The sequence below is a fragment of the Candidatus Hydrogenedentota bacterium genome (assembly GCA_016791475.1).
Taxonomy (GTDB): Bacteria; Hydrogenedentota; Hydrogenedentia; order Hydrogenedentales; family JAEUWI01; genus JAEUWI01.
Map to the genome: position 1 here is coordinate 1 of JAEUWI010000102.1, position 10,742 is coordinate 10,742.

Sequence of the window (10,742 nt, forward strand, 5' to 3'; positions counted from 1 at the left end):
TATCATGGCAAAGCAAAACGCGGAGGGGACATTTTCATTGAGTTAAGGATGGGGACATTTCTAAAGAGTTCCGACACTTTACAGCGTCAAACTTGGATAAAGCAGGCACTTTTCTATACGATGGGGCGTCCCGATCTGAAGGAGAAACTATGACATCCCTGCTTACCGCATTGCTGGCCGCATACACCGCGCTGGGGGCAATCCCGATCGAGGGGCAGGTGACCGGCCCAGACAATCAACCCATCGCCCATGCCCAGGTATTTCTGGAACCGGGACTCGGGGGAGCCCTCTTGGATGTCGCTGCGGACGATACCGGACGCTTTGCCTTTCCCGACGTAAAGCCAGGCGCCGTCGGCCTCTTCGCCGTCGCACCCGGATACGGATTCGGTGGCCAGAGCATGACCATCGCCGTCGCGGATCAGATTCCCCCGGTCCGGATCGCCCTTCAGCCGGCCGCAGCCATTCAGGGCACCGTCGTCGGCGTGAAAGACGCCCCCGTCGCGGGAGCCCGCATCACCCGCTTCCTGGTCAAGGGAACCCACAAAGTGGGCATTCCCCTGGCCAAGCTGAAGCAGTTCGGCTATCCGGAGCCCGTGACCGATGCGAATGGCGGCTTCACGCTGGAATCCGTACCCGCGGGGTCCAAAGTGGACCTTAAAATCGGCCATCCGAACTTCGCTCAGGAAGGATTCATCGACGCCGTCGCCGGGAGCTCAAACGTTCGCGTGACCATGAATCCGGGGGTACTCGTGGAGGGTGAGGTGGTATCGCGCGCCTCCCAGGTTGCCATCGCCCAGGCCGCCGTTCTCTTTCAAAACGCCCAGCCCCCCCACGACACCTCCACCGCCAGTTCCAGCATCACCGGCCAGTTCACCATGCGATTGAAGCCCGGTGTTTACATGTATCAGGCCCAGGGCGCGGGCATGCGCAGCGCCGGATGGGAGCGATTCACCATTACCGGCGAGCGGCCCGTGGAGCGCGTAAGGCTCGCCGTCGCAGGCTTCGGCACAATCCGGGGCAACGTCCGCGATGCGGTCACCGAGAAGCCCATCCGCGATGTCCGCATCACCCTGACCACCAACGGCGCCGACGCGGCCGTGGTACGTACCGGGCCAGGAGGCGACTTTCAGTTCACGGCGGGGGAAGGGGAGAACGCCATCCGCCTCGATTCAACACCGGGCTATTTCCCCCCGGATACCCAGCATATGAAAACGACGATTCGCGAAGGGGCCGACGTGGAACTGCCCGGCATGTGGCTTCGTCCACTCCCCGCCTATCAGGTCCAGATCGTTCGCGCGGACGGCTCGCCCGTTCCGGGTGCGCTGGTCAGCCTGTTGCGCCCCACGCAGATTGGCTGGCACGTGGCGGATGCCCAGGGGGTGGCCACCATTCACCTCGAGGAGTTTCCGGCAAGCGGATCCCTGCTCGGGCGCGTGGACGATCCCAATTCAAAAGGCGTCGCCCTTTTCACGCTGGAGAAGTCCCAGACAAGCCCCGGCACCGTTCAACTGTTTGACGCGGCCTCCGTGGAGGGTCGCACGGTGAACGCCCGGGGCCGCGCCCTCGCGGGGGTATCGGTGGGGGCCTTCTTCCCCGGAGAGTCCGCGGCGGACGCCATCCTCCTGTGGCAGGCCTTCAGTGGTACGGACGGCTCCTTTCGATGGAACGCGGTTGTGCCCGGCGTGCCCCAGCGCCTCGCCGCGCGGGCCGGCGCGGAAAGCAGCGGGGAGTCCGCCACCTTCAATCTGGCTCCAGCGGAACTCAAGTCCCTGGGAGATATCGCCCTTGAAGGGGCAAAGGATGGAAGCACGCGACATGGCGGCGCACTGAAGTGGCACCAGTGGCCTGTCCTCTGCGGGAGCTTGCCCGCGCCCGAGGTTTGCGCGAAGTCGCCGGCCATGCTGCTCTTTGTGAACAGCGCGAGTATCCCCGCGCTGATGGAGAGCATCAATCGCGTCAAGGAAATTCTCAATATGCCCGAACTTGTGATCGCACTGGTTTCCGACACGGCGCCAAACTGCGGCGATAGCACCGTACCCGTCCTGTCCGGCAAACCTGAAGGGGGCGCCACAACGCTTCTCGTCGATCAGGGTGGGCAGGTCGTCCTGGAGACCAGTGGTCTGCCGCCGGTCACCGTCATCCAATCGCTACGCTCCTGAGCCCCTTATCGGCTCCTCAACAAAAAGGTTCTTCCATGAAGTATTGTTCGATCTGCCGCCGTCTCGCCGCCTTCATGCTGGCCCTCTCCGCCGCAGTGGACGTTTCAGCCGCCAGGCTGGACGGCATCGTCGTCGATAGTGAGGGCAAGAGCGTGGGGGGTGCCCAGGTTTGGGTGGTGCAGAAGGGCGATGTCCGAAAGACGGAATCGGGCAGCGACGGGAAGTTCAGCCTGGACCGTATCGATGTTGCCGTGACCGAAGTGGTGGGCCTGAAAGAGGGCCTGGCCATCGGCGGCGCGTCCGCGCTCGTTGTCGGGGATGCCACAGTGGAAATACGGCTGCAACCAGCCGACCTCATTACGCTGAAAGTGCTGGATTCCCAGTCCAAACCCGTCGCCGGGGCGCAGATCAGCTCCATGCTCATCCAGCGAAGCATACCGGTCTCCGTGGAAAAGCTGGTGCCCCACGGATTCCCGGCTTTTCGCAGTACCGACGACGGCATCCTGGTCATCCCCCAGTTACCCGCCGGGGGATTCATCCAGGCGGTGCTCGGGCATCCGGAGTTTGCCGACTCCTCGGTGAATTACCTTCCCGTCGAGAGCGAGCAGCGGAATATCGTACTGCAGCGGGGAAGGCGGGTGAGTGGGCGCGTCACTTTCGGCGGAGCGGCTGTGGCCGGCGCCCATGTTTCGGTATTCCGCACGGGCACCCAGGGCCAGAAGGTCTTCGCCAATTCCCTTACTGATCCCGATGGATTCTATACCGTACGCCTCGAACCCGATGTCTACGGGGTCGCCGTCCGCCATGCGGACTATGCACCACCGCCGCCCGCGCCCCTCGAAGTGGCCCCCGACAAGGATACGCCGCCCGTGAATTTTGAGATGAAGCCGGCGAAGTACATTCGCGGCAAAGTCCTCCTGCCGAATAAGAAACCGAGCGGCGGAACCCGCATCCTGTACCGGGAGGGGCCGACACTCTTCGACGACACCTTTACCAACAACAAAGGAGAGTTCAGCCTCAAGGTGCCCGGGGGGCAGGGGGCCGTTTCGGTTATTGCGCCACCCGGTTACATCTATCCATCGCCGGTGGATATTCAGGTAGCCCTCGGCGACGTGAAGGATGTTGAACTCAAGCCGATTGAACTGGAGCCTCTGCCGGTTATCACCGGAACCATCAAAGATGCGGATGGCAATGCCGCCGGACCCGTCCTGGTCACCGCGCTGAATCTTCCCGTACCCTACAGCGTGGTCAGCGACGAGAAAGGGCAGTTCAGCATGCCGCTGAACTTTCTTCCCGCGGTCGAGACCATACAACTGCGCGCCGAACACCAGCTCCGCTTCCAGCGCGCCCCCTTCGAAGTGGACCTGAAAAAGGTAAAGCCAGCGGAACTCAAGCTCGAACAGTATACGCCCGAACTCGCTCCGCGTCCGGCCATTCCCGGGGCCAATAACCTCGACGGACTTGTGGGAAAACCAGCGCCCGCCCTGAAGGGCGACGCCTGGGTCAACAGCGAACCCCTGACCCTGGAGAGCCTGAAGGGCAAAGTGGTCGTCATGCTCTTCTGGGCTGGATTCGATGAAGACATGGGGCCTGTGGTCATCCGGGAACTGCTCACGCTGCGTCAGTTACTCGCGGATCAGGAAGACGTGGCCTTCATCGGCGTTCACGACGCGATCAGCGCCAAAGACGAGATTGCCGAGTACATTAAGAACTATAACATTCCCTTTCCCGTCCTGCGGGACACGGACGAACAGACCATCTTCGGCGAATACGGAATCGTGTTCATTCCCGAGATCGTTCTGCTCGATAAAAAGGGCAACCTGCGCTACTACCAGACCCAGGGCAGACTCCTGGAGCTGATCAAGGGCCTGCGGCGGGAAGAATAAGGACAGCGTCGCCCCCAGTGTGGATCCGCAAAAGCCTCTCCACGTTGCTTGCCGCGCCAAACCCGAGGAGGGGTGATAGAGACTGCTGAGGCTGCTCTAGAAATTTATTGGTGGCGCGGGATCGAAATGCGAGTTGGTTTTTGCTCTTCAGGGTGCTTACCCCCCTGGCCCCCCGCAAGCGGGGGGAACCTTACAACTCGAAAAAAAGCTCTTGTTCCCCCCGCTGGCGGGGGGTGGGGGGGGGGTAGAACTCTTATCGATTTTCATCCTCTACGGGTGTCACGAAATGTCATGAATGACTGTCATGTCGTTCGCGAAGTGCGCGCGCACGATCAAAGCCCTACTTCGGTCAACCTCTGGCCCCACGGGTGCCACCCACACACGGAGGAGCTTGCGACGGAGTTTGTGGGTGTAGGGACCGCAACCGATCACAGCCGCAACCCAACCAAACACAAAAGAACCGCAGCCAATCCGCCGGGGTGGGGGATTGGCTGCGAAAACTTAAGATGTATGGCGTCTTATCAGGCGGAAGCGCCGGCAAAGCGGTGCTGAATGGAAGACTTCTTACGAGCGGCGCTGTTCGCGTGAATAACGCCCTTGGAAGCGGCACGGTCGATAGCGGAAAGCGCTGCGGGAACGGCAACCTTGATCTGCTCCGCGTCTTTCGTCTCGATAGCCGTAAGCGCGCCCTTGATCATGGTCTTCATCCGCGAACGGACGGCCATATTGCGCTGGCGGGACTTCTCGTTGGTAAGGATACGCTTCTTCTGGGACTTGATATTTGCCATGGATTCAGTAGACTCTCTGTGAGTTGATATTTGTGAGAAACCTGTAGGCAAAGAGTATAGCAAAAGAATGGGGTCATATCAACAAAAAATTGTGGCCGGTTTCCGGTACCGTTTCCGTCATGATTGCACTGGGAATACGGGAGGTTTCGGAAGATATAGTGTATACTGATGTCGAAATCACCGGAGCACCACACTATGCGGACCACCATCAATCTGGACGAAAACCTTCTTGGCGAAGCCCGGCGGGTTACGGGAGTGAGCGAGCAAACCGCGCTCATTCATGCCGGACTTCGGGCGCTCATAGGCAGTGAAGATGCGAGGCGCATCGGATGTGTGCCGGGCATCCAGAATCCATTGAAACCAGTGCGTCAACCGGGATCGGCATGCGGGCTGCTTACAATCCTCTCGGAAGATGACGAACACCTGGCAGATTTTCAGGATTACATGGCGTGAGCTTACTGCTGGACACGCACGCCTTGCTGTGGTTCGTATTGGATGAGCCGCGTCTGAGCCACACGGCACGCGCGAGAATTATCGAGACGGATGGCCGTGTTTGTAAGTCCCGCCAGTCTTTGGGAGATTGCCATTAAAACAGCATTGGGCAAGTAATCAATACCCGGGCCCTTTGAAGAATTTTGGACACGTCAAATGTCGCTCAACAGCTTTAGCCTATTGCCCATCACTTTGGCACATACAGCCAGGATTGTTGATTTGTATCCAGTACACCGGGATCCCTTTGACCGACTTCTAGTCGCCCAAGCTCTTGAAGAGCGTATTCCAATTGTGAGCAGCGACAAAGTCCTCGACGAGTATGGGGTAGTACGCATTTGGTAGTGGCCATTGACGCGAAACACCCGCTTGCAAGCAGCAACAAGGCCCGTCTCCACTTTTCAGTGAATCTGTTTCCTCACACATGTTAACTTCACCGTCGCAGTCTGGCTCGGTACGCCGGCAACTGCGCCTCCAGTCCCAAGCGCAACACTTCGAGCTTCTCGCCCAGCGAATAGGGCGTATATACGTAATCGACCTCGTACTGAAAGCCGATGCGCGCATCGTGCTCCATCGCATTCAGCACCAACTCCGTGCGGGCAATCTCCTCGCGCAGAATGCCCTCCATCCGGTCGAGCAGGGCTCCCGCCTTTACGCCGTCCTTCTCTGCCATCAATTGCAGACGCAAGTCCTCGAAGCCCAGTATCGCCTGATTGCTCAGAAGCATGCGCTCGATCTGCTCCGCCACGATGACCTCGCGAAGCGCGTCGGCCCGCTTGCCTTCGGGACTTTCCATCGCCGCCGCACGATACAGGGCGAGTCCTTCCCCCAGTTTGTCCGTGGCCAGTCGCAGATACTTCAGAAAGACGGGCAGCACCTGCCGATCGCCCGGCGACTCGATACCGGAGACGCCGCGGGCGTAGCCCTCCGCCACGTTGGATTGGTTCGAAAAGTCAGGAATGAACACGAGCCGCGAAACGGTGAAGGGCCAGTAAGGGTTCATCTCCGCGCCCAGATACCCCTGCCACATGCTCTGGTCCATCCAGGAGTGGTGAAAGGTCCCTGTACGCGCGGGCGGCTGCTCGAAGAAGATGGGATTGCCAACGGCGTTGGTCGTGCCCATGTAGGGCCCCGTGTCGGGTACGAGGCGCGCGGCCTGGCTGAACAAATCCCACGCCTTCACCACGTTCGCGGCATGCTCAGGCCCGAAATCGCGCGCCGCGATTTTCAGTAGCAACTCATCCAGCGGTGGGGCATCGCTCCAGCAATACCAGCCGCGCAGCTCCGTCACAAAACACGGCACATAGCCGGAAGACCAGCTCTCCAGCGTCCCGTTGATTCCATGCTCTTCAAGCGCCTTGTAGCGCGCGTGCCACTGCTGGGGAAAGGGCTGGTAGGGCACAGTCTGCAACTGCGCGCCGCAGGAAAAGGTCTGGGCGTTGGAGTAGACTTTCATGCCCCGCTTGCGCGCCTCCACAATCTGCGCCGCCGTAACTTCCGCAGGCCCGACCACATTGATTCCGTAGTCCCTCAAGTGCCCCTGGAGGCCATCGATCTCAAAACTCTTTCCGTTTTCCCAGGTTAACAGCGGGGTGGTGTCCTGGGGCAACTGCTGGATAAAGTAGCGTTTCGTGTCCACGTTCGACGGTCGAAAATCGATGTTGTACTCCCAGGGCAGAATCTCAATTGCTGGATTCACCGCGTGGCACTCTTCCGCCACAATGGCCACGGCGCGGCTCCACTGGCGGGCCCAGTCCTCGATATATTCCTTGCTGGCGCCATGGCCGCCGCCCCATTGCTTGTACCAAAAGCCTTCCGTCAATAGGACATAGCCCTGAATGTCCGGGAAGTCCCGAAGCAACTCCTTCACCAGCCGACGGAGGTCCGCCTCGCTCTCGGGCGTGCCCGTGTACTGGTAAATGATCGGCGTATAGACCTTGATGCCGAATCGCCTGGCGCGATCAATCAGATCGCGCACCCGTGCGGGGTCCTGTCGGCGAATCCGGTGCATCAGTCGAGCATAGAAATCGGTCGAATTCTCCGCCGTCGTCCGGTCGCCATTGGGGTTGGTGTATACCGACGCAAAAATGGCGTCAAAACCATCGTGGGCCATGTGGGAAAGCACGGTGTCGGGAAACTCCATCCAGCCCATCCAGGATTGCACCATGCGCGTGTCATAAAGGCTGTGTCGCACCGTGTTCAGCGTGGCGGGAAAGAAAGGAGCTTCGCGCAGATTCATCCGCGCCTCCAGATTGTGCACCCCGAAGAGAACACCCCGATCATCAAAGCCGCACACGGTAATCCGTTCAGGCGTCACACTGATCGCATAGTCTTTAGGTCCTTTCAGTGCCGCGCCGGCCTCTGGAAGCTCCTCCCGAGTCCCCAACACAATAGCCCTGTCGAGCCCCGGCTCAGTACTCAGCGATTCCCGTGCTTCCACGGTCACGCTGACGCCCATCGACACCGAGAGATAGTCCTGCAAGTCCAGCACCGCACCCGACAACAACTGGGAATCCCGCCCGCTCCAGACCAGCCGCCAGCCGGACGGAGGAATCTCCATATCGCCACTCTCCAGGCGCACGTCCACATTGCGGCGCGCACGGTGGACAGGCTCTTTTGACAGGCGCTCGTGGTAGGCGTAGGGGGACTCCGATGGCAAAACCCGGGCGATCTCTGCCGCCACTTCGCCGCTGGAATACTCAGCCGCTGAGGCGCCGCCAGTCTCTCCTGACATGCAGGAAACAACGAATAACGCGCCGGAGAAAAATCGAATCGTCAAGGAATTCACCACCTTGAAAGCTCCTGAACAGTTGAGACGAGCCATTGTAGACTAAAGCGTCGGAAGGCCAGGGCATCGACGATGCGCTTGTACCGCAGCACCGCGTAACCGCGACCCACCCGCAGGCTAAGGGAACGGCGCGTGAAGATGCAAGGTGGCCACTGGGCCCGCACGCAGACGTCAGAGACGGGAAAGGGGAGGCTGACGACGATTCCAGCGCAAGTCGGCGAAGGCCGCTGCCAGAACTTCCGGGCGGGGGCCGAAAAGCGCCCCAAGCAGAAAACCCTCTTCAGCAGACACTGAAGAGGGTGGAGGGGGCAACCAAAATGGTCGGGGTGAAAGGATTCGAACCTTCGATCTCTCGCCCCCCAGGCGAGCGCCTTAAGCCGGGCTAGGCCACACCCCGACCGAAAAAGGGTCGGATTATTCAACGGAATCGAGCAGAGCCTGCATCGCGCGAATTTCGGCTTCGATGCGATCAACCAAGTCAATTGCTTCGCGCCTTGTCCGGGGGCGACCTTCGCCGTGGAGCTCCTGGGCTATTCGGATTTTCACACCCTCGAGTCCCATCTTTTCATGGCGCACGAGGTGTTTAATCCGCCGGACTATCGCCACATCTTTTTCAAGATAATAGCGACGGTTGGCCCGATCCCGTTTGGGGTTCAACTGTGTTATTTTCTCTTCCCACTGCCGGAGCACATGAACAGGGACGTCGGTGAGTTCACTGACTTCGCCGATGCTCATCCGGCGCTCGGGGGAGGAGGAAAGCATATAGAATCTCCATGGGTGATTTCAAGTTTCTGAGCGAAGATTCTACTGTTTTTTCATCCCGCGGCGCCTTTTGTTGCATGCCGATGTTGGACGGACAGGCGCCTATTCGATCGGCGTCTTGTCCTGCGTCCAGACGGTGAGGTTGTGGAGGTCCTTCTTCGGGTCCGGCCACAACTTGCCCACCGCGTAGCCCAGCACAAACATGATGATATGTCCAAACAGGCCGGTGTAGTAATTGTGGTTCAGGGACATACTCTCGGGGATGATTTTCAGTCCAACGAGGGTCATGTAGAGCGTGTAGGCCGTAGTAAAGAGAATGGCCAGCAGGATACTCCGATCGCCTCCGACCTTTGTAAAGAAGCCAATGCTGTACAGGCCCAGCAGGCCGCCGGAAGTGAGCGCGGTGAGCACCGTGGCAACGTCCAGCAGGGTCTTGCTGTCATAGGCGTAAAGCACGGCGGCCCCGCCGATCATGATGACCGACATGGCCCAACCCACGGCTTTCGCGACGAATACATAGTGCTTGTCATCGCGGTCCGTGGCGATGTGTCGCTTGTAAATATCCACCAGGGAAACGGCGGAAACCGCGCTGATGCTCGATGATAAGCTGGACATGGCCGCCGCCAGTACGCCCGCAATAACCAGGCCGGTGAGCCCCTGGGGCAATTCATTGGTCACGAAGAAGGGGAGAATTTCCTCCGACTTGCGGACGCCCGTGAGCATGTCGGTCACGGCGGGATCGGGGAAGCGCTGGTAGAACACGTAGCAGGCCGTGCCCAGGAACATGAACATGGCCCAGGTGGGAACGCTGAAACAAGCGCATACCCACATGGCGATTCGGGCCTGTTTAATGTTCTTCGAGGCCGCGTATCGCTGGACGACATTCTGGTTGCCGCTGTATTCCGTCAACCAGTTGCCGAGGCCGACGAGGAGAAAAAGGAATATCGTCTTCTCATGCACACTGCCCATGAACGGTACGGGCGACATGGTCTTGTCGGCGGGGGTCAGGAAATCATACAGGCCAAATTTGTGGTTCGCCATACCGACGTCGATGACCTCGCCCACGCCGCCGGGGAGCCGGTAGACGATGAGAAAGAGACAAATAAGGGCGCCTATCCACAACACGAAGGACTGAATGAAGTCCGTCCACATGACGGCCGTAATCCCACCCAGTACGGTGTAGAAGGAGGTAATGACCCCCCCCAGCAGGATGGCGACATAGGGGTTGATCCCGGTAATCGTGTACAGCAGCACGGAAACGAGATACAGAATGAGGCTGACACGGACCACCTGCATGACGACGAAGGCCGCGGCGGCGTACATGCGCGTTATCGGGCCGAATCGCGCTTCGAGATACTCGTAGGCCGAGGTGATCTGCGTCCGGCGGAAGAAGGGGAGAAAGAAGAACATGGCGAAAAGCACGGCGAGCGGCATGGTGTAATTGGGCACCATTCGGTACCAGGCGGTCTTGAAGGAGTCGCCTGGATATCCCACAAACGCCACGGAACTGATCGACGTGGCAAACATGGAGAAACCCACGAGCCAACCGGGAAAATTGCGGTCGCCAAGAAGATACCCTTCGGTGGTCTTGCTTCCCTTGGCAAAGATCGGTCCCAGCGAGGCCATCGCCCCGAAATACAGGACCAACACGGCGTAGTCCACCATCGTAAAGTTTTCTGGCATAAAATCAGTCCTCTCTCCTGGAAAAAATCCAATAAAAGCAGGACGCCATGGTAGCAGCCGCTCCGTGGCGGATCAAGCAGATTAGCGTTGCGTTAGCCATGATCCCGGTTCTGTCGGAACTCTTTAGAAATGTCCCCATCCTTAACTCAATGAAAATGTCCCCTCCGCGTTTTGCTTTGCCATGATA

Annotated in this window: 7 protein-coding genes, 1 tRNA gene and 1 pseudogene; 4 read left to right on the forward strand and 5 right to left on the reverse strand. The window is 59.4% G+C overall.

Going from position 1 to position 10,742, the window contains the following annotated elements; translation table 11 throughout:
• The first annotated feature begins 149 nt into the window (after nt 1–149).
• Both JNK74_27920 and JNK74_27925 read left to right on the forward strand, forming a co-directional pair.
• A complete protein-coding gene (locus tag JNK74_27920) occupies nt 150–2,159 on the forward strand; it encodes a carboxypeptidase regulatory-like domain-containing protein (GenBank protein MBL7650019.1) in 2,010 nt (669 codons plus the stop codon).
• Between the two features lie 35 nt (nt 2,160–2,194).
• A complete protein-coding gene (locus tag JNK74_27925; GenBank protein MBL7650020.1) occupies nt 2,195–4,045 on the forward strand; it encodes a carboxypeptidase regulatory-like domain-containing protein in 1,851 nt (616 codons plus the stop codon).
• A 521-nt stretch (nt 4,046–4,566) separates the two neighbouring features.
• On the opposite strand, the gene rpsT is transcribed toward JNK74_27925, so the two are convergent.
• The gene (gene rpsT / locus JNK74_27930) at nt 4,567–4,833 is read right to left on the reverse strand and encodes a 30S ribosomal protein S20 (GenBank protein ID MBL7650021.1); all 267 of its coding nucleotides are present in this window, start codon (nt 4,831–4,833) and stop codon (nt 4,567–4,569) included.
• Between the two features lie 195 nt (nt 4,834–5,028).
• Between rpsT and JNK74_27935 the strand changes: the two genes are divergently transcribed.
• Nucleotides 5,029–5,286, forward strand: coding sequence for a type II toxin-antitoxin system VapB family antitoxin (locus JNK74_27935; GenBank protein MBL7650022.1), 258 nt, complete (start codon nt 5,029–5,031; stop codon nt 5,284–5,286).
• Nucleotides 5,283–5,667, forward strand: a pseudogene (locus JNK74_27940) (type II toxin-antitoxin system VapC family toxin). The gene JNK74_27935 and the pseudogene JNK74_27940 overlap by 4 nt, the downstream one beginning before the upstream one ends.
• A gap of 88 nt (nt 5,668–5,755) precedes the next feature.
• Here JNK74_27940 and JNK74_27945 read toward each other — a convergent pair.
• The 4 genes from JNK74_27945 to JNK74_27960 all read right to left on the reverse strand — a co-directional run bounded on the left by JNK74_27945 (nt 5,756) and on the right by JNK74_27960 (nt 10,555).
• Nucleotides 5,756–8,101: a hypothetical protein gene (locus JNK74_27945; protein ID MBL7650023.1), complete on the reverse strand. Its 2,346-nt coding sequence runs from the start codon at nt 8,099–8,101 to the stop codon at nt 5,756–5,758.
• A gap of 327 nt (nt 8,102–8,428) precedes the next feature.
• A tRNA-Pro gene (locus JNK74_27950) sits at nt 8,429–8,507 on the reverse strand.
• 17 nt (nt 8,508–8,524) lie between these two features.
• Nucleotides 8,525–8,872 carry a MerR family transcriptional regulator gene (locus tag JNK74_27955; GenBank protein MBL7650024.1) on the reverse strand — a complete coding sequence of 116 codons (348 nt, stop codon included), beginning with the start codon at nt 8,870–8,872 and terminating at the stop codon, nt 8,525–8,527.
• 102 nt (nt 8,873–8,974) lie between these two features.
• Nucleotides 8,975–10,555: a sodium/solute symporter gene (locus tag JNK74_27960; GenBank protein MBL7650025.1), complete on the reverse strand. Its 1,581-nt coding sequence runs from the start codon at nt 10,553–10,555 to the stop codon at nt 8,975–8,977.
• Nucleotides 10,556–10,742 lie beyond the last annotated feature (187 nt).

Bases quoted from the DNA above. Each gene is read 5' to 3' on its own strand.
- rpsT (MBL7650021.1), bottom strand. From the start codon at position 4,833: ATGGCAAATATCAAGTCCCAGAAGAAGCGTATCCTTACCAACGAGAAG.
- JNK74_27955 (MBL7650024.1), bottom strand. From the start codon at position 8,872: ATGCTTTCCTCCTCCCCCGAGCGCCGGATGAGCATCGGCGAAGTCAGT.
- JNK74_27960 (MBL7650025.1), bottom strand. From the start codon at position 10,555: ATGCCAGAAAACTTTACGATGGTGGACTACGCCGTGTTGGTCCTGTAT.
- JNK74_27925 (MBL7650020.1), top strand. From the start codon at position 2,195: ATGAAGTATTGTTCGATCTGCCGCCGTCTCGCCGCCTTCATGCTGGCC.
- JNK74_27920 (MBL7650019.1), top strand. From the start codon at position 150: ATGACATCCCTGCTTACCGCATTGCTGGCCGCATACACCGCGCTGGGG.
- JNK74_27935 (MBL7650022.1), top strand. From the start codon at position 5,029: ATGCGGACCACCATCAATCTGGACGAAAACCTTCTTGGCGAAGCCCGG.